We start from the raw sequence: 21,490 nt of genomic DNA on the forward strand, positions 1-21,490 counted from the left end.
ATTCAGGAAAAAGGAAGAGACATCCGTATAATAATAATCGAGCTGCTCATAGTCATTTAGTACATGCATCAATGTTTTTGTGGTTGCACCTACTCCGGCACCTAGCTCCAAAATTTTTACCCGTTGCGTACTGTTCTTAAGATATTCGGCAATATGTCGTGCGATGGATTGATTACACATTTTTGACTCAGGACTTTGAGCATAAAGAGCGAACAATAATTTAAGTCCCTCTTCTGAAAAAATGATCTCTGCGGCGGCTTTGTTTCCCTCAAGGATTAGTTTGTAGTTCAAATAACAAAGATATGCCAAACGATAATATGCCTCATAAGCCGTATGCTCTTGGCAACAGCGCTCAAGCAAATCATGCAATGATTCGGCAGTGGCAGAAACTTCAGGTAATCCAGTTAAATAGGTAACCAATCGGGTGTATTTGGGGAGTATATTGTCGTGAAAAATCTGCCTTTTTCGCAAATCAGAAGCCAAGCAATAAACGAATTGGTTCACGCCATTTAGTCCTGCTTTAATGGGTAAAACGGTTCGCGTCTGCAGACTGTGCGCCGCACTTTTATTTTGAATTGCAAACTGGGCATAGGGGCTATTTAAACCTAGTTGCATCGCTTCCAATGCTTGTTGTGTGGTCAAAGGAATAAAACCTAAATCGCGCGCTCGTTCGAGATAAAACGAATCAGTGACTGCGCCAACTTCTTGCCAAATACTCCAATTGATAATTTTAACAGGTAATGCGGCTTCCTGTTCCAAGCGCAAACAATAGGCATCCAAGGCATTGCTCGCCGCGGCATAGTTGGCCTGGCCTGCAAGACACGCACTGCTTTGCATGGAGGAAAAAATCACTGCAGCGTTAATTTGTATTTGTTGATGCAACTGATAAATAAAATAAGCACTGAATAATTTGGCATGAATCACGTGGCTAAATTGTTGCCAAGTCATCGAATCAACCGTGCTGTCTTGCAATTGCATAATTAAATTAAATACTGCATGGATTATGGGATATTTCACCTGCAGATACTTAATGAGCAACGCGCATTCTGCTTCATGAGTTACGTCGGTTTGAATAAACTCAACTTGCTCCCCATATGCTTGGATAAATTGTCGTGCCTCTTCATCTAAAGCACTACGCCCTACAAGAATAACCTTAGCTTTGTATGATTCAATCAAAAATTGCGTCAAACGACGACCGATACCACCCATACCTCCAAGGATCAAATACGTCTTATGCGATATTAAAAAATCCTTTTCCTCACCCTCTGGAGCTAACTCCAGAGAAGGAAACCAGTACTGTTTTTTTCGATACTCAATGGTTTGAGAGGGTCCTGGAGCTACCAGATCCAACATCGACTGCTCTAAAGGGGTATCCATAATTAAATGGTGCACGTGCCAATGGGGCATTTCTTTAGCTAAAGATCCTAATAACCCGCTAACCATTGCTACTTGTGGATGATTGGCCTGAGCAGTATAAGAATACCACCCAATAGTAATTTTTTTTGTAAACAAATTGGAGCCTAACGTCGTTTTCAATAAATCAAATAAAGGCTGAACTAGACCGAGAGGATCCTGTTGAAATAAATTAATCTTTAAATTAAAGTCAGGATACTGCGGATAAATAATAAAGTGATCTATATCAGGGCGAACCTCTAAAAATATCTTAAATTCATCCAGATTAAACTCACTCAAGTTATAACTATAAACCTTATTATTTTTTTCGAGTTGTGAGCTAATTGGTTTAAGTAGCCCGGCACAACAATCCTCATGTATGATTACAATATTTTGGTTACATAACGGTTGATGTATCATTTCCGCCGGCAGCTCTTTATTCACATAAACTAAGTGATTTTCTGGAGTTTTAAACCAGAGTTTTTTACGGATAAAAGGATAAGCTGGAGTCCCATGAACAGGCATCATTTCATCCGCGTTTTCTGGAGGACTAAAAGCAACCTCCCCATTCAGATAAGCTTGGGCAATGGATTGATAGTTATCGCTAATATAAGGAAATACTGATGAATCAAGCCAATCCTGCATCTGCTGAATTAATTGTTGCTGATTATGCCATTGGAAAATCACTCGATAGCGATGATGAAGACGTCTTTTTTGTAGGGTAAAACAGAAACTTTGCGGTTCCAAATGAGGCGTTTCTTGCAACCAGGTAATGTAATTTTTTACCAAGTCATACAAGCTTTTTTCATTGGCTGCCGAAAGAGGGATTAACGGTACAAAAGAGTCGATTCGAGGTCGTTGATTTAGAGTACCCTGCTCTAAAACAACATGCACATTAACCCCGCCAAAACCAAAAGAGCTTACCGCCGCACATCGAGGAATCAATGCTCCATGAAGATGCTTTTGTTGCCATGCATGAGATTCTTCACTGATCGACAGGCCCGATTGCTGCAATTTAAGGTATGGATTGATTTCAGATAAATTCGCTTGTCCTGGAATCATTTGATATTGAAACATCAACAAAATTTTTATTAATCCAGCCAACCCTGAAGCAGGTTCTAGATGGCCAATATTGCCTTTGACTGAGCCCACTTCAATCGCTACATTTTTATCAGCCACAAAACTTTTCAAACCTTCCAACTCAATAGGATCACCTAGTGACGTGCCTGTCCCATGGGCTTCAATATAACTAATGCGTTCTATATCAATCGAACTATAGATATGTTCGTACAGTTTTTGTTGCGCTATTGAGCTGGGTGAAGTGAGGGTATTAGCTTTACCCGTATGATTGACCCCGCTTCCAAGAATCCTGGCATAAATCGTATTATTTTGTGACTGTGCTCGCGCTTGGTTCTGGAGAATAACGACAATAATTCCTTCCCCTCTAATGTATCCATCTGCTTGCTTATCAAAGGGTTTGCAGATGTTCGTAGAGGACAGCATTCCTGATTGAGTGAACGCATTAAAGAATTCATCATCTAGTAACAGATTCACTCCACATACAATTGCTTGCTCAATCTCCCCTTGCTTGATGGCTTTTACGGCGCGATCTAGGGCATATAAACTACTGGAACAGGCCGTATCTAATGCTTCACTAGGGCCACTTAAATCAAAAAAATGAGATATTCGATTCGCGAGTAAACTATGTACGGTTGCAACTGGAATGTAGGGATTGTTCACTTGGTTTCGCGTTAATTGTTTAGCATAATCAAAAGTGGACGCCCCCACATAAACCCCTGTTGCGGATCCTTTTAAGTGTAAGGGGTTGATTCCCCCCATTTCTAAGGCATGCCATACCTCCTGCAATAACAGTCGTTGCTGGGGATCCATCACCATGGCCTCCAATGGTGACAGATTAAAAAAAGCCGCATCAAATGCCTCAACACCCTCAATAAATGTCCCCGGATGTTGTTGCATGTAATGCAACCTATTTGCAGGAGTTTGGCTAAAGACATGGTTTTGATTCACTAACAATTGCCAAAAATCGTGTAAACTTCCACATCCTGGTAAGAGCGCACTGAACCCGATAATCACCGGCACATCTTCTCTAGGCACATGATGAGGGGTAAATGATTTTACCTCTTCGGATTGAATCCTCCCCGCCGCAGGAGATATAGCCTGCTCATAATGGCTAATGAATTCGGCAACGGTTTTATAACCAAAAAAAGTAGCCGGGGTGATGGCCAAATCATAGGTATCATTCAAATAATTGGCCAACTCAGTAAATAAAATTGAGTTAAAACCAAGATCGCCAAAAGAGGCTGTCAGCTCAAAATGCTCCTTAAGTTCTAATACTTTTTTAATCGTGTTGACCACGAAGAGTTTAAATTCCATATTCACTTCAGACCTGTATTGTTGCGTCGATTTCAAATCATTTAAGTGCTGTAAAATGATTCCTGGCTCACCTTGATGCGCCATAATTTGCGGCCAAGGTAAAGCGGATAATGTTTCAAAAATGTGACATCCCGTAGCATTGCTAATTGCCTCCATTCCCCATTCTTTTTGCATGCGTGCTAATACTGACTCACTGACCTGCATGCCTCCTTGTTCCCAAAAAGGCAAATTAATGCTGTAAGTAAATCCTGAGCACCTTCCTTGGATACGCCAGGATTCTCGTAAAACGGAAAAACCATCTAAAAATCCATTAGCAGCTGCATAAATAGACTGCCCAACATTAGCGAGTATCGAAGAGTAGGAAGACAACAAAAGAAAAAAATCCAGATGATAGCCCCTGGTCGCTTTATCAAAATTTAAAGTCCCAATTACTTTTGCGGTCAAAGCCGTTTCAATTGCTGCCGCTGACTGATTAATAATAAGACTATCTTGTTGAACACCAGCTGCCTGAATACAACCATTCAAGACACCCCCATGTTCTGAAACAAACTGAGCGATCAAAGCGTGCAGGGTCTCACGGTCACCGAGATCCACTTGCTTGTAGCTGATGTTGTTTTGGCCTAACCAATGCATGTTGTCAATGGATGGATTACGTCGTCCCAGAAGTAGAATATGGGCTTGATATTGATGCACCAGGTATTGAGCAATAATTTGCGGAATCGCACCCAGTCCTCCCGCAATAACGTATACCCCATTTTTTTTAAATAACAAACGGGCTTCTTTTTGCTCTGGAGTAACCGCATGGTAATATTGAGTATGAAAAGCACCCTCCCGGTTCACTTTAACCCAGGTAGGCAATTCCTTCTCGGCTACCTGTGACAAGAGTTGAGCGCTCAATTCCCAAGGCAAAAGGACTACGCTGTAACGGAGTTCAGGAAACTCACGTTGTGCTGTACGTAAATAAGCATGGATTGCCTGGGCGTAAACAGCAGTTTCTCCCGAATCCTCAAAACATAAAATCAGCTGTAATTTTTTTCGTGTTTGCACAGCATGTTGTACATTCTGTAGGAGGCTTATAAATTGAGTTGTATTGTGTAATTGATTTACCCGCATTATAGAACAAGCCGAATCAATGCTGGGTGTTTGGGTGGCAGTCAACCACTCAATCGTTCTTTCTTTTGCCTTTTCACAATCAATGCGCTGCCAAAAGGGCTTAAAATAATGAATTGGTTTTTGACTCACTTTGACTTCGAAGGACATGAGCTCAGAAGCGGATAATGCAGCTAAATTTCTGGATTCGGCAGAAGAATCTATCTGCGGAATAATTTGTTGTTTGTGAATAGGAATCATGCAAAAACCACTAATATGGCTTACCAAACGATACTGCTCATCAAAAATAGAAATATTATAGCGAGGAGAAAATTCACGGAGAGATTTGTCTTCCACAGCTACATAAATTTTAGTAGTCCAGTCGTGAACTAAATTTAACACCTCAATCTTTTGAGGAATGTATACCTGATCTCTTGGCAACTCTGCTTGTAACACTGAAACACATTGCAAAACACCATCAAATAAACGGGGATCCAAGGTAGGCACTTCTTGAGCTTCTGCGAGTATTAATGTGGCAACCGCTTTATTTTGTTGTGGATTTACGCGAAGAGTGTGTACGGATTGAAATGCTTCACCATGATACCAATTATTACGGCGAAATTGTGCATACATTGTCGCCGTTAACAGCTCGTGAGTGCACTCTTTAGCAAATGAAGCATATTCGCTGAGCACTGTAACTTCATTTAAAGAATGATAAGTACTGCTTGAATACAATAGGGTCCCGGTTAATTCACAAAGAAGATGGGTGTCTTCCGGTTTAAAACGAACTATGAGTGAATGGGTATCTGTTTCATGATCCGCATAAATAGGATTAAGCCATTTTATGTCGCGAATGCTGATTCGAAGCGACGCCTTTTCTTTATTCCGTAGATAGGCTTGATAACAAAAATAAATATGCGCCACACCAGGTAATATTGGACGTTGATGTAATCGATGTTGTTCAAAATAATAGGCTTTAGTTTCCAGAATTAAGGGATATTCTTCAATTATTGCCGAATAATTCTTAGGAATACTCCAATGGGCTTGTTTTTTAAACGTATGATGTTGGGTGCACATTTCAGGAATAAGAGGATAATCTTGTAAAATAATGTGGGCATTTGAACCACCCGCACCAAAAGAACTGAGTGCACTAAAACGTGCTCCCCTATTGTGTTCCCACGGAATATTTTGTTCTGGGATAATGAACTGTGTCTTTTCAAAATGACAATGTTCATTCAACGGCCAAGCATTTACTCCAGCGAAGATTTCCTCATGATGATACTGCAATAAGATTCGTACCAAACCCGCCAAACCAGCACATGCTTCACTATGACCCATATTACTTTTAACTGAACCTAGGAAAGCTTTATTTTGATAGACCTCACCTAATGCTTTTATTTCTATAGGGTCACCTAAAATTGTGCCTGTACCATGTGCCTCAATATAATTGATTTGCCAGGAATTAATCCCTGCTTTTTGCAAGGCAGCAAGGATAACCTGTTTTTGGGCTTCAGAATTTGGCACGGTATAACCATGCATTTTGCCACCTGAATTGAGCGCACTGCCTTTGATGACTCCATAAATTTTATTCCCTTCTGCAACCGCCGCATTTAATTTTTTAATGCATAAAGCCACAACCCCTTCAGCATACACAAAACCATCTGCATTTTGCGAAAAGGTGGCGTTAATGCTTTGAGCTGAAAGCATGTGTAAATCAGAGAGCTCTACCATTTGTCGTGGGTGTACAATTAAATTTACTCCACCCACTACCGCCATAGTCGATTCATCAGCTAGCACACTTTGACATGCCAAATGAAGCGCGGATAGCGAAGACGAACATGCTGTATCCACCGCCATACTGGGACCATGCAAATTAAAACTGTACGAAATTCGGTTTGCTGCGGACCAATAAGCGCACGCAGAATTAGCATGTTTTTGAGTCGTCCAATCTTCGTTTAACCAAGAATAATAAGCGCCACTGATCCCCACAAATACAGAGATTTTATTGTCCGAGGCGATAGGGAAAGCCTTCGCATCCTCAAGGGCAAAATAAGCATTTTGCAACAGCAAACGTTCTTGCGGATCGATAAAAGCAGCTTCACGTGGGGAGAGTTTAAAAAAAGCTTCATCGAAGCAATCGATATCCTTTAAAAAACTGCCACTATGGGCATAAGAGGTTCCCTGCTTTCCTTTTTGTGCATAAAAGAAGGACTCATGTTCCCAACGTGATTTAGGAATAGGTGCAAACGCGGTTTTACCCTGTTGCAGCATAGAAATAAAATCATCGGATCCTGTGTGGGGAAGCTGATAACTCAGTCCCACAATGGCAATATCTGTTTCCTGATTATAATGGTTTAGTTCAAAATGAATATCAGGAATTTTGATGCCTTCATGGTCAGTGAATCGTTTTACTAGAGCATCCACCGTATCGACCGCAAACAATTCCGCAATACCAAGATCAGGAAATCTAGTTTTTAATTTTTGGTATAAGTCACTTAAACTTAATGAGTCAAAACCAAGCTCCGACAATCGATCTTCTAATTGAATCGTTTTGCTATCCAAATAAAGTGTTTGCGCCAATTGTTCAATGATCCATTGTGGATTTTTATCCGGATAAACTGGTACGTCTTGTGTTCCCACAAGCTCCGCGGAACCTTTTGCGTCACCCATCATCAACGCAGGCTGTTTTTTAATCTGAGGTTCACGTTTTATTTTGGCATCAATAACAATTTGTTCTGCAGAAGAGAAATTTAAACAAGAGTATTGATACTCAATATCGGTTAAATTCATTTTCTGCAGCACTGATACCCATTGTTCAGCACTCAATAAAGGGGAATTCATTTGCCGTAAATGTTGGTCTTTGGCATTCCACCATCCATCAAATAAACCAAAGATAGCAGTGGTATAATTGGTCTTTTCAACCAATTCATTTAATAATAAATGGCCACTATCAGCCAAGCATTCGCTCAAACTCTTTAGTGAATTTAGAATATCACTCGTTGCATGAATGGCATTTGTCGCGATCACTACATCAAATGCTTGATAAAACTCATGTTGCGCATCCATCTGTTCCATATCAAATACTCGGAACTCCATGGAATGCTCATACTCCGAAAAACAGCGCCTTGCTTTATTGACCAATGCAGAAGAAATATCGGTGAAATAATAGGTAAATGATTGATCGTGTAGCTCTGTTAAAATAGCTCGGGTTGAAGCACCGCTGCCCGCACCTACCTCAAGAATTTTTATGGGTTTTGGGGATAATCGACTGTAATCTCTTAGTTTCCTCGCCACTATCTGATTCGCATAGTCAGCAACCACATGATGTTCGTAAAAACCTTGTACTAATTCCGTATTACCCTGAGGGAAAATAACTTGGTGTGGCAACAAAGCACCAGATAATATCTCAGGATATTGGTCACATACTGCGATAAATAATTTAAGCCGGGAGGAATAATTTCCTTCGTTTAATTCATCTTCATAATTGCTTTTTAACTTTTCAAGTTGGTTTATCTCTTGGGCAATAAAAATAAAATTCTCTTCCATGCGCACGAGCTGCAGTTTTTGCCAGATATTAAATAATTCCCGAACTAATTTTTGAAAATGTTTTTGGAACGCTGGAAAAATCATCTCCAGCTTTCGACCATGGATAGGAACAGATTGGTTGATTCGTAATAAAAGGCTTAATGCCACATACTCTTCCAAGATCTGATTTTTATTGACTGTCACCGGAATTATAGAATTGTGCGGTTTCGTGCGACCAGTAATTAAAGCAAAGGGAGTTTGAGTATCAATTTGCAGTTCAAATGATTCCATCAATTCAGCAAACGATAAAGGAGCCAAATCATTATTTGCCATATACTTGGTGTAATCAGCCGAGGTGGCCAAACCAATCCCTTCAATTACGCCCAACGCAGTGACAAAACAAGGAAGACTATTTTGTTGGGTAATTAAATAGTTCTTTAACGCCGCTTCAAAACTGTATATCGTAGCCCCTAAATTGGGAGAATATGCTTGAATAGAGGTAAAAACATACAGATTTTTCGTGTATTGTGCGAGTTCCTCCGACACTAACCAACTGTTGCGTTGACTCACTTGCTTTAAGGTAGTGGATAATGAATGTTCGCTTTGCTTAACCCACCACTCATCATGACGCGCCACAGCCAAATGAAAAATACCTGAAATTTTTTCTGCTGCAGCAAGCTGTTTTAAATAGTTTAAAAAATCTTTGGTTGCACCCGGATCACAGCAATGATAAATCATCTTATTTTGCTGGAGTTGTATCTGTACTTGGTCATGTAATTGAGCATAGGGTTTGCGACCTACTACATAAATTTGTGCTGCGTATTTTTCTTGAAGATAGCTTCCAAGCTTTAAACCCACTCCCCCAGCACCTCCAACTAAAACATAGGTTCCACGATAAGCAAAACCTTTACGTGCCTCCTTAGAACATTGCAAAGCGACTTGCTGGTACAAATAAAATCTTCCCTTAAAATCAATTACCCTTAGAAGCAGTGGGTTAATTTCTAAATTTACTGCGTTGACAAAATGCGTAATTAACTCGACTTCTTGCGAGGAATAATTTTCATCTAATTTTAAGTAAATAATCCGTTGTTTTTTAAGCTGATTACTGCATTTAACCGAGATTTGCCGAATGATTTCCAATACCCATTGAATTGGATCTTGTTCTGAGTAATCGATCGTGACCCAAAGGTCGTGCGTCAAAATATCATGTACCGAATACTCATTCCAATGCATCGTTTTAAGATGAGCAAACTCATGCTGATTAATACATTTCAAGGTGGTTTGCAAAGTATAAAATTGCTTTACGTTCTCTATAGAATGCTTCGTTGTTTCTTTAAAATAAGACTTGCGCTGGAAAGGAAGAGATCCTAAATAACGCTCAAAATCGATAACAAATCCCCTAAGCCATAATTGCAAAACCAGCTCATCAGTTATGGTCAAAACATCCTTGTCGCTCACTTTATCCAGATCGATACAAATGCGCTGACCTGCTTTAAAATGAACAATACATTGATTAGTACTGCTGTTTTGCACATCCTGAATACACGTTATTGGTTTATAATAAGCAACTAATAAAGTGAAGGCACTTGCATCAGAATGTGTAGTGATTCGCTCAATTAATCTGTTCTTAAAGAGCTCGATATAAATATCATCAAGCTGAACCAGTAATTCGATCTCCTCAGGAAGAAGCAGTTGGTGTTCAAGCAGCGCAATAAGCTCAACAAAAGAAGCAGTGAAACGTCGGAGCAATTCATTTTTAACCGTACTTAATTGCCATTTATTAATAACACGTACCCTTGCCCATAAAAGCATAAGTACCAATTCATATCGGATAAATTTTTTATCTACATGCCTCGGCATTATTTCTTCGTTGGTCCAAAGGCATAAGCGATTTTGAATTTTTTGTAGATCATTTTGTTCAAACAAAACAATTAATTCTGTGGGGAGTACTGTTTGCAAAAATCCTCTAAATGTATATTGATGCTGGTAAAGGGCCATGCTTTCAACAATAAGTTGATTCACTTGGGACGATTCGATCACCAAGCCCTCAACAAGTTTGAACACATAATCATCTAAATCAGTGAGGGCTGGATAGGATGTTCCATTTACTATTAAATGTGTTTGGATTTTTTGATTGGCTTTGATGGCCAAAGAAACCGCGCTGCCCTCTGCTTCAATACACCGTATGTCGGATAAAAAATCATGAATGAGATGAACCCAGTATTCGGGTAACTGCTCTAAACACGCAGACGATAGATAAGATCTTAATTGCAAGGAACTCGTTGGTGCACAATCCCCAGGAAGCACTAAATAGTCATTCTTTATAGGCATCCAGGTAATGTGCTGCTCATAAAGCCATCCTGCTTGACGGAAAGAAACGCAATGCTCCTGGGTATAAATTGAGTTTAATGCCATATGATACGCATCTTCCTGCAACACATAATCTTCAGAGAGAGCCACCAAAGACTCCAAATCTTCTTTGGTTTTTGCACTGAGCAATACCGGTAATTTGAAAGGCTTATTAATATTTATCGGGATACGTTCAGGGACTCTTTGCAAAATAGCATGTGCATTCGTACCACCAAATCCAAAAGAACTTACTGCAATTTGCGAGTGATTATAATCCACCGGTTCTGTATTGATATTTAACGTTTCAGATAATAAAACATTCGCTTTATCTGAAAGTACATGAGGAGGAATTTTCCGATTCTTTAAAATCAACAAACACTTAGCCACACCGAGTAATCCAGCCCCAGCTTCCATGTGCCCTACATTTGCTTTAATGGAGCCAATGTAGCAACCCGGATAATGGTGACTTAAGGCTTCAAGCTCAATAGGATCCCCAAGATTCGTTCCCGTGCCATGGGCCTCAATATATGCAACATCCAGATAGGAACATTGTTTTTGGGCTAAGCGAATCAGTTGGGATTGGGCAGTCACACTAGGGGCAGTCATCGTACTGGTAGTTCCATTGTGATTGCAACTAATTCCCGTAACCGCTCCTAAAACCGAAAGATTTAAGGCCTCAGCCTTAGCTTTTGAGGTAACTAGCAAAGTAATCATTCCCTCTAAAGGCAAATACCCATCGGCTTGCATAGAAAAAGTATGACACCAGCCACTTCGCGAGAGCATACCCGCTTTTTTGAAACTCTGATGCCGCAAAGCACTATCTATATAATTAACGCCAATTACAAAAGCAAAATCATTTTCACCTAGTCTAATGCTGTCACAGGCATCTTTTAAGGCAACCAATGAACTCGCGCAAGCGGCATTAATACTCTTACTTTCTCCAGTAAAGTTAAAACAGTAGGAAACTCGATTGGCAACACTTGCCTCACAATTATTTAAGAAAAAACGACTGTCACTGTCGGAGGTAGTCGTTGCATAAGAATGCAGGTGATCCACCGACATTACTCCGGCATACACACCGGTTGTCGCTTGCTGCAGCTCAGAACGCATCATGCCTGCATTTTCCAGACAGGTGTGCACACCATACAATGCTAATTTTTGTTGTGGATCGAGATGCGCAATATCTTTGGCAGTCAGATTAAACAAACTGGGATCAAAAAAATTCCAATTGGTAAACAAATTGGCATAGGTCGTTTCATCTTCACCACGCCACATTCTTGAAGACGATACAGAACTTCTTGTTTTTTGACCCGCAATTAAAAATTGCCACAAGGCTTCCTCCGTTTCTATCTGGGGGAGCCTTAAACTTAAACCTATGAGTACGGGTGTAGTATCCTCAAGATGTGAATTCTTTTGAGTTATTGGCAACAATTCCTGTTCCATTTAGTTCATCTAACCTTTCTGATGAATGTGCAAAAAAGGAGGGAATATAGTCCGTTTTAAACCCCTGCTGGTACGTTTTTAAATGAATGATGAATTGTTTGTCCTTAAGCAAATTCATAGCTGCTTTTACAAACATTAAAGCGATATAATAGCGTCCTTCATTCGTATTTTTATCAATTTTTAATTGAAATGGATTGAATTGATTAAAGGGTGGTAATGCAAGTAATAGGTCTGAATCAAGCTTCAACTCAGCACTGGTATTTAGTCCAAGTGAACAAATAGCATATCGCAAATAAACATAGGCTTTAGTTATTTGGTAGCAGGCCTCGTCTAGAGGGGTAACACGTCCTTTTGCATAAGCAATACGCAAAAAAGTTTCTTCCAACGCATTTAAACGCAAGAAATTCGCAATAGTTGCCAAGTCAAAAAGTGGACTTCCTATTCGTGCAAACTCCCAATCAATTAATGAAAATTGAGTTCCTTCAGTTTGAAATAATAGATTCCAAGGATTCATATCATAGTGACACAGACTGGTTTTTGGATTTAGATTAAGTAGGTGATCTAAATCATTAAATAGTGATAAAACTAAGGAAAAATCTTCAAACCTCGGATCTTTTTCAACAAGTTCTGTAACAATCTTTTTTAATTGCAAAAATTTAGGGCTTTCCTTACTTATGCTCTTGGGAACTTTCATTGCATGCAAGGCACTAATTACTGAACTTAGTGAGGCCAATCGATCCCATGATTTATCCAACGGCCACTTCGGATCATTGGCAACAAATTCAAAAATAGCTACTTTTTGTGCTGCATTAAAATAAATTATTTTAGGGCCAATACCAGTACGCGAAGCAGCTTGAGCTGCATACAATTCTATCCATCCCTGAGCACTGTCTTCTTCTAATATTTTTATTACGTAGTTTTGATTGTATGCGTGTACTATAAAATTCTGGCAAAAAGGAGACAACCCCCCGTTCAGGGGTTTTAAAGATCCTGCCCTCCAGGGTAGAAATGACTGTAATGTCGACTTGAGACGTGTTGCAATTGCTTTGGAATTACTGAGTTCGTCTACTGCCCCATCAAGAATTAGTCCTTTAGGTTTTATTACCTGTTCATCTAGGAACAATCGCCAGCTACCGCATACCAAACGTAAAGGAAGAAGCTCCTCTTTACGAAGATATTGTAAAATACCTCCCATGATAAAATAAGGAAGTTGGAGCGCTCCAAAATTAAAATCTTTTTCCGGTTTATTTATACTTCCTAATAGTTTGGTATTGAGCTGTCGTTTAAATTGATAATCATTAATGGTTTGCATGGCTTGCTTGATCAGCATCACACTAATATAAAACTTACCTGCATCACTACTTTTATCAATCGCACCATCACTAGGTTGGTATTCGTTAAACGCTGGAATTGAAGCGATATCGACGTGATTAACACGAGTGGGATCACTGATATTTGCTGCAAAACTTATCGCAAATCGCAATAAAGCGATTTGTTGCATGTACCCATAATGCAACTCTTCTTCAGGGAATGGCTTACGTCCTAAATAATGCGTTAAAAGAGAATTTGCAGCGTCAGGCTTTAAGCGTAACGTGGCCACTACAATCGCTAAGTCTAAAAATGGATCAAGTAATCCTGCGCATTCCCAATCAATAAAATAGAAATCCTCGGGGGTCGCTAACAGATTATTAGGATTCATATCGTTATGACAATAATGGGTTTGTTTCACTAAATCTGTTAAATAATCAAGTTGCATCAGCGCATAATGCTGCAAGAAAAAAACAGGCGAAACTTTAATGTAACTGTTTAAAGTAGCCCGACGTTCCGTGATGAGGGTTGATTTTTCAATTTCCGCGCGTCGGGGTAACTTTGGTCCGGAATGAAGTACTGCGAATTTTTTTGCAATAAGCTTTAATTGCTCATCATTCAGCCGGCTGTTAATAGAGGGATTATTCTCTACATAACGCATGATGATTATTCCCGCAGAAAAATCAAAATACTCTACTTCGGGCGCAATTTTTTTCTGAGCGAAAAAAATTGAGGCAAATACCTCACGAGTTCGTCCTTCCTTATGTCTTATATGACGTAATACATACCGTTCAGAACCCACCTGCAACAGATAACTATTGGCCCAAGGAGAAAATCCTTCGGTTAATTGTTTTATGGAAATGGGGGCCTTGGGAATTACGGGTAAAATTGCTTGGATATGTGGTAGTAATTCGGAAACATCCGTTAAATCCTGGGCTTCAATGCATAATTCAGAGCCCTGATGCATTAATACATGTCGCCAACCGTGATTCACTTTACTTAATTTCTTCTTATCGGCTGAGGGTAGATAACTAACTATCTGTTGAATAGCGCTTAAGGGTAAAGATATATTAAAAAATCTCATGAAATTAAATAAACCACTAGGAGCAATTTCGAGAATATTAATTAAATAAGTGGCATAAATCAAACGAAACCAACTAGACTATATTTTTATTTTTCTGGCAATAACTTTGAATTGTTGGGTCAAAATGACTCAACCTATTTTCTAAGCAATATGAGGATACTTTTCCACATATTAAATTATCTCGATAAGTAAGAACTGACAGACCCGTTACCTGAAAAGCTGAGCTCGTTGAGCCAGAGGTTGAAATAGCTTCCCCTATTCTAATTCGTGAAGTACCCGCGCGGAAGAAAAATTTATTGCTACTTCGAACCTGAGGTATCGGCACTTTTTAAGTACCGAGACTACCTCAGATCCCGAAGGAACACAGCCTTGCATCGTACCTTAATGGTTCACGACTTCTTATCAGGTATAGGGACTGGAGGGGCTGGAGTAATATTCATTCCCAATATCGAGACCTTATGGCGTGGAATATGGAGTGGGACCGTATTCTTATCGCGCAATATACTGGAAATACTGTAACGCAAAGTTCCTACTGAACTTCCCGCCACTTTTTCATAACTCATATCATGTAACCAAACACCCAGTCGTTTGACATGATGATCTTTACAAGGATAGCGTAGTTCCCATCCCGTTAAGACGGGGATTGCATAGTCATAAGGAACATTTTCGATTACTAGATTTTGCGTCACAACCTCCCCTCCTAATTCCCCACAATTGCCAAAATCTTCTTTCGGAATAATGGTAAAAGGAGGTTGCTTGGTCTCAACTCCACGTCCGGCAAGCACAGATACTGCAGAACCAAATCTAAAATCTCGTTTCGTACTGTTGTCTTTAAAAATACCAAGGGTTTCCCAGCTTGCAAAGTTGGATGCCTGGCTGTTAGTTATTGAAGGAGGTGGACCACTCCAATTGCGTCCCGCCTGAATAAACGTTTCACTATGATCGAGGTTATACGCTATTTGCAAGAGATGATGATCAGCCTGACTAAATCCCTCTTCCCAACCATAAACAAAACCTCGAGGGAGTACAGCTGCCTTAATACCTCGTGTCAGGAAATTATTATTGAGAAAACCCGCAGCAGTCACCAGCGCGACTTGCTCATGCTCGTTTTCAAAAGAGAACGTCGTGTTATCTCTTACTCCCAAAACCCGAGCATCTATTTGATTTCGATTCCATGCAACCACGGTAAAGCGATAACACCATCTATAGCCATCGTCAAAATTTTTATCTCGTAATAACCCCACCGCTTCCCACGTTAAGCGAGAATTTTCCTGTTGGATGTTTCTAATTATGGCGGCAACACGTCCGATATGATGATCACTGCTTAAGTAGCGGGTATCCCATCCATTCAAAAAAACAGTCGCATCAGTTGCATAATCCGGTAAATCAATGCTTCCTGGTAAAGTAATTGCCTCTTCACTTCCGGAGCGATTGGATTCGCCGCAGGCAGAACCATCAGTAACCTGGATTATTCCTCGATCTTCTAACGCATTGTGATGATATTCTGATTTAATGGGAACAAGGGCTGTTTTAATATCCCCTAATAGATCTGCATTAAGCTCCTCAGCATAAGAAAAAGGCATATAAGTGAACAACCAGATGAGTCCTAGCATATTTAATCGGTGAAACACTGCATACATAATCCGAACTCCATGTGATGTATTAGTTTTTCATTTTAAACTGGATACTTGCGAAATCACTACAATATGCTTAAAAATTCTAAGTCAATTGAAACAAAAAAGATTATAAGCTCTTCTAGATACAAGTCTTAAACTTTTAAATTGCTGGTAAAATGACAGAGTACTAAAACAAGTACGCAATAATAACTTTGCTAGCCACTTTAAAAAGGATAGAATGTGGTTTGTTTAAGTTTTCTGTACATGGATAATGACTTCTATACTTAAATCCGAACATATTGCTCTATCTCGTCATGGATTGAGTCAAAATATTAGTGTATTACTCACCCTTTCGATTATTTTTGTTTCTTTAGCCCTACGAATTTTATGTATGGGTTCACACGATGTATTCGTAGAAGAAGCTTATTATTGGAACTATTCACAACATCTAGATTTTGGTTATCTGGACCATCCCCCCATGGTCGCTTTGCTAATTAAATTTTCTACCCTAATTTTTGGTACCAGTGAATTCAGTATTCGTATTCCGGCATTGCTATGTTGGGGAGGTGTTGCTTATTTCAGCTTCAAATTAACGGAATTAATTCATCGAGGCTCTGGCCTGTATGCTGTGCTCGTACTATCACTCATGCCTTATTATTTTATTCAATCCACGCTCACCACCCCGGATCAACCCGTCCTGCTTTGTTGGGCAGCTGCACTCTATTATTTATATCGTGTGTTTCTTTTCGATGAATCTAAATCCTGGTACAAGGCGGGTGTATGGCTTGGTCTTGGAATGTTATCCAAATATACCATTGTATTGCTGGGGCCTGCGGTACTTCTTTATCTAATCACCGTCCCCTCAACCCGGTATTGGTTTGCTCGCAAAGAGCCCTATCTTTGTGTATTGATTACCGCACTTATTTTTACTCCAGTTATCTATTGGAATTTTATGCACGAATGGGCCTCATTTGCCTTTCAAAGCGTACGTCGGTTTAAGTCAGTTAATCGGTTTTCTTTCCATCATTTCATGGGATTAATTTTCTTATTTTTACTTCCTGCGGGAGTCATGGGCCTTTATTTTTTATTAGATAAAAAATCTGCAGATATAGTAAGCATTGACGTCAAAGCCAAACGGTTTTTGCAAATATTTACCCTGTTTCCTTTAATCTTTTTCGGAGTATATAGTTTTAATCATGGTATTAAGTTAGACTGGATAGGTCCAGGGCTAATAGCGATTGTTCCTTGGCTTGCAATACTTATTTCTAAACATAATACCTCCTATAAATTATGGCATATAGGCTCCGTTTTTTTATTATTTTGCTATGTTTGTGTGATGGTACTGCTCACCTTCAGCCCCTCGCAAAAGGCATCGCAACTCTTCTTTCAAAAAATGATTTCATGGGAAAATCTGACAGAACAATTCCATGATGTAGCAAAAAATTTGAGTTATAAAAGAAATACTCAACCAATCTTAGTTCCATTAGATGTATATAACATAGGAAGTGAGCTTGCATTTTATCAAGCAAAATTATTGAAAAATGGAGCCATTCAAGACATTTATCCAATTGTAGGGCGACATATTTTTAATATGGATAGTTTAATGTATCGATATTGGTCACCAAATTCGGTTTCTGGAAAGACACTCATTTTAATTTCTACAAATCTTAATGATTTTTTTATACCCACGATTACTGATAAGACGGTAGTTTTAGAGCCTCCTAAAAAACTATGGTCTTATAGTCAAGGAAGCCTAAAACCTGTCTCACCGTATTATTATGAACTCGTACAAATGAGATAGTTATTACTTTCTAGGGCTCTTTTGGCTGCGTCACTCATGTAGCGAAGCTCTTGCGATGACCATATAACTACCATTGACTTGCTTTAATCCGCTGGTGGTAATTCATCAAATCGTTGTAAATCCGCGAGCTTATCTTCCCAAGAGACGCGACTTGCATAGAAAATATGGGCTGTTGGCTCTAAGAACACATCATGATCTAAAGAACCTGCCGGTAAAATCACGCCCCCACTCTCATCTTGTCGAGGAAGCGGGCTGCCACAAGTCTTACAAAAAATGCGTTCCTTTCTCGTGTTGTGTAACTTGAAATAGCCAAGATTACTCTCTCCGCTCACCCACGATAATTGAGCCGATTCAAAGAACACATTCGCCCCATGGATACTTCCGGTTTCTTTTCGACAACGACTACAATGACATAAGAACATTACTTTTGGTTTTTGCCCGCTAATAACATATCGGCATTCACCACATAAGCATTTACCTGTATATCGATTCATTTGAACACTCCTGGCATTTTTTAGAATATTTAGGAACTAGGCTGCAGTTGCCCCTTTTCTTAGAGATGTTACACCTATTATGGATTTAATTAAGCAAAACCATTTTAGGATTTTTTGCCCACCAATTCGGACAGTAACTTTACTTAATAATTCATTAATCAAGGTGATGTTATAATGGACAACAAGTACAAACCTTTGCGAGAAATTATTATGTGGTCAAAAGTTATCTCTATTAAGCAAGCACAAAGACAAATAACTTCGGGTTATAAATATGCTTTTAAGTTGAAAAAAACAGCAGCAATTGTCATTGGTACTGGAGTTGGAACAGGAGTGATACTTTACAATTTGGACTCCAAAGATCAACAACGATTCAAAGACGCTGAAAAACTCTATCGCGCGGACCAAGAGCATTTAATGAAACATGCAGAAGCTGAGTTTGACTCACCTCAGAAATTATTAGCTTATGCCGAACAATTACCCGTGGGAAAAATTCCTCATCCAGGAAAAGAGGCATATACACCGAGTCGCTCTCAAGAATTAGTCGTCCAAGGGTTTACCGGAGGTCTTTTGACTTTGTTCCAGCATCCCAAGCAGCACAAAAAATTAGTAGAGGCATGTGGGATCGCTTTACAGAACCATATGGAGTGCATCACAGAAAAAGGCTGCAAATATTTCGCGGATATGAAGCTTATGGAGGCTGCCTTGAGCTTACCTGATGAACAGCTCGAGGAACGAGCCAAAATGCAAGGAAAAACGCTAGAAGAATATACCTCGATGTTGCATGAGAGACACCAACACGCTCAAGAAGGTGTTGATGCCTGCAAAGCATTCTACATTGATATGCAACACCGTATAAGTATACATAAACATCTTGCCAAACGATATCCCGAGGCAAGAGCAGCTCTTGAAAAAATATTAAGTATCGATGTAAAAGAGTTATCTAAACTTACTCATCTATCTCAAAAAGAATGTCAAAAAATACTTGAGGCTGGAGTGGGTTCGGCAATGTATGGCCTTGGTTTAATTTCGGGTCAAACTGTAGCTGGCTTAAGTGGGCAAATTATCAAAGATCAACATTTAGATTCAATTGTAGATATTGCTGAAAAATTGGGCGGTCATTGTATGCTTCTTATCGAGCTCGCTGAATCTTTAAAACGAGAGGGATTGACCCAGGATGAACGTGTCAAAATAATCCACAAAATTAAAACTGAATATAAAAATAATATTAATTCAATGCGAAGCGATGAGTTCGCCTTAATGAAGCATTCATTTTATGACAGCGAATATTCACAAGCTTTAGCTCATACCTTAGCTTTTGCTCAAGGACCTGGAAGCCTTTTTGGTAATATTAATAGGGCACGGATAGTTGGTGGTGCGGTTCCTCTCTTCCCGGAAGATATTCTTTCGTTACATCACCAATCTCCTCACTGTATTCATCAAAATCATGGGGACGGGCTCGCTATCGTCTCAACAAGTGGTGTAAGAGAACTTCCTGGTATGTTGCAGCGGATAAAAATCACTACTTGGCAAGGGGATCAACCCTGGTTAGTTAAGTCTAATGGTAGTTTTGATGGGGTAAAAGCGTTTATTAATGCTAAGGATCGATGTTATACCCCATGCATTACCACTCCACGACCTGGTGCTAACTCAGATGATCAATAGGAGAAGCTTACTAAAACAGCTGGAGCCAAACAAAGAGCAAGAGTACACATTGAATTAAAATGAGTAACTAGCATGAACGAAGCCAAAATCAAGGGATCAAGCATGTCCAAGCCTACGGAAATGATGATTTTAAGACCACGCCAAGAGATATGTGATCTCGTTATAGACTACACTATAAAAATGTATGCTCGTAATCTCCGGTCTAAAATAGAGGCGTTGGCTTCAGCTCCCAATCGTTGGCTCAGCATTGCATATCCAATCAGTAAGGCAGATACCAACTCCCCCGAGGCTCGCGCTCGGATCATGGGGGGGTTGGCAATCGTTTGCTATTTAAATGACTTAAACGCTGAGTTGGATACGCAAGTAGGTTTTGATTTCAAACCCATGCTTAAATCGATTGACGATTACTTTGAAGTAACTCAGTGTGTGCCTTATATCGAAGAATTTCCTAATATACTCAAGCATCAACCTGTATTCTATGAACCTGGAATTAATCGGGAGGTGGCTACGGCCCTGGTATATCCCCAAGAAGAACTGATTCAACGCGTGGCTGCATTGACAGGGCTAACCATGGAAGAAAATGTATTAAAACACATTGCTCAACCGGTCCTTATGGATGGAAAAAAGGACCGAGTTACTATTGCCCAGAAATGCATGCATGATTACCAAAAACCAATCATTTATGAAATGATTGGCGTCCTGATTGCATTAACATTGATGAATTCAGAACAAAAATTTGAATTCCAATCCGCAGAAACCTATGCAAAATGGGCCGATAAACTCATAGATATGGCGACAGGAAGCCCTTATCTTGATGTAGTGATTAATGCATCAAACCGGGTATTTTGGTTACCCGACCCGGCAGAATTTCGATAACCACGGTACAATCGGGCATCTTCACAGCCAAGATGCTTCCCATAATCTATCTAAACTTCATGCTCTCTGACTTTGGTTCTTCTGGCCCATTGTCTAATGCGTCACTCAGTTCACGCTGACATTTTTTAAATGTGTCAATGTGATGCTGGTTAAACATGGTTTGTTTCTGAGGAAATGTCTGATTTTCAAGGAACCAAAAACAACGCGACTTATGATATTCATCAGATGAATTATTTCGCATTTGCATGATTTTTTCTTGTTCAATTTTTGGAACAGCAAGCCTTTCTAAATTTTCTTGCAGCTTTTGACGTTGCTCTGATGCTATTTCTTCTTCAAAAGTATTTTTTGCTGGTCCGAATTTACTAAACATATCCATTTACCTCTTAAAAATCCTAGGGAAAGTTACAAATATTCAAAATTTCAGTGGAAATTATTTTCCAATTTGGATGTTTTTTGT

General features: G+C 39.5%; 8 protein-coding genes (1 of these 8 only partly in view). 3 read left to right on the plus strand and 5 right to left on the minus strand.

Annotation, left to right across the window (positions count from 1 at the left end):
- From ACWTE2_RS12120 to ACWTE2_RS12130, 3 genes are all read right to left on the minus strand, one after another.
- Positions 1-12,192, minus strand: the 5' portion of a protein-coding gene (locus ACWTE2_RS12120) for an SDR family NAD(P)-dependent oxidoreductase (protein WP_454785535.1). It extends 765 nt beyond the left edge of the window; the window shows 12,192 of its 12,957 coding nt (coding positions 1-12,192); its start codon is at positions 12,190-12,192; its stop codon lies beyond the left edge, outside the window.
- On the minus strand, positions 12,146-14,584 hold the full coding sequence (locus ACWTE2_RS12125) for a phosphotransferase (RefSeq protein WP_454785536.1): 2,439 nt from the start codon (positions 14,582-14,584) through the stop codon (positions 12,146-12,148). Before ACWTE2_RS12125 ends, ACWTE2_RS12120 begins: the two co-directional genes overlap by 47 nt.
- Positions 14,585-14,973: 389 nt before the next feature.
- On the minus strand, positions 14,974-16,224 hold the full coding sequence (locus ACWTE2_RS12130; RefSeq protein WP_454785537.1) for a hypothetical protein: 1,251 nt from the start codon (positions 16,222-16,224) through the stop codon (positions 14,974-14,976).
- 247 nt (positions 16,225-16,471) lie between these two features.
- Here ACWTE2_RS12130 and ACWTE2_RS12135 point away from each other — a divergent pair, with 247 nt between their 5' ends.
- Entirely contained in the window at positions 16,472-18,001 is a 1,530-nt protein-coding gene (locus ACWTE2_RS12135) for a glycosyltransferase family 39 protein (RefSeq protein WP_454785538.1), read from the plus strand.
- Between the two features lie 83 nt (positions 18,002-18,084).
- On the opposite strand, the gene ACWTE2_RS12140 is transcribed toward ACWTE2_RS12135, so the two are convergent.
- Positions 18,085-18,495: a GFA family protein gene (locus tag ACWTE2_RS12140; RefSeq protein WP_454785539.1), complete on the minus strand. Its 411-nt coding sequence runs from the start codon at positions 18,493-18,495 to the stop codon at positions 18,085-18,087.
- Between the two features lie 174 nt (positions 18,496-18,669).
- Between ACWTE2_RS12140 and ACWTE2_RS12145 the strand changes: the two genes are divergently transcribed.
- Together ACWTE2_RS12145 and ACWTE2_RS12150 are read left to right on the plus strand one after the other, a co-directional pair.
- Positions 18,670-20,157 carry a hypothetical protein gene (locus ACWTE2_RS12145; protein WP_454785540.1) on the plus strand — a complete coding sequence of 496 codons (1,488 nt, stop codon included), beginning with the start codon at positions 18,670-18,672 and terminating at the stop codon, positions 20,155-20,157.
- 102 nt (positions 20,158-20,259) lie between these two features.
- Positions 20,260-21,033, plus strand: a complete 774-nt coding sequence (locus ACWTE2_RS12150; protein ID WP_454785541.1) for a hypothetical protein — start codon at positions 20,260-20,262, stop codon at positions 21,031-21,033.
- A gap of 46 nt (positions 21,034-21,079) precedes the next feature.
- On the opposite strand, the gene ACWTE2_RS12155 is transcribed toward ACWTE2_RS12150, so the two are convergent.
- Positions 21,080-21,409: a hypothetical protein gene (locus tag ACWTE2_RS12155; protein ID WP_454785542.1), complete on the minus strand. Its 330-nt coding sequence runs from the start codon at positions 21,407-21,409 to the stop codon at positions 21,080-21,082.
- Between the last annotated feature and the right edge of the window lie 81 nt (positions 21,410-21,490).

It is taken from the genome of Legionella nigrisilvae (assembly GCF_977063395.2).

Excerpts from the sequence above, each read along its gene's own strand:
- ACWTE2_RS12145 (WP_454785540.1), top strand. The coding sequence starts at position 18,670 with ATGGACAACAAGTACAAACCTTTGCGAGAAATTATTATGTGGTCAAAA.
- ACWTE2_RS12140 (WP_454785539.1), bottom strand. The coding sequence starts at position 18,495 with ATGAATCGATATACAGGTAAATGCTTATGTGGTGAATGCCGATATGTT.
- ACWTE2_RS12150 (WP_454785541.1), top strand. The coding sequence starts at position 20,260 with ATGTCCAAGCCTACGGAAATGATGATTTTAAGACCACGCCAAGAGATA.
- ACWTE2_RS12155 (WP_454785542.1), bottom strand. The coding sequence starts at position 21,409 with ATGGATATGTTTAGTAAATTCGGACCAGCAAAAAATACTTTTGAAGAA.
- ACWTE2_RS12135 (WP_454785538.1), top strand. The coding sequence starts at position 16,472 with ATGACTTCTATACTTAAATCCGAACATATTGCTCTATCTCGTCATGGA.
- ACWTE2_RS12130 (WP_454785537.1), bottom strand. The coding sequence starts at position 16,224 with ATGTATGCAGTGTTTCACCGATTAAATATGCTAGGACTCATCTGGTTG.
- ACWTE2_RS12125 (WP_454785536.1), bottom strand. The coding sequence starts at position 14,584 with ATGAGATTTTTTAATATATCTTTACCCTTAAGCGCTATTCAACAGATA.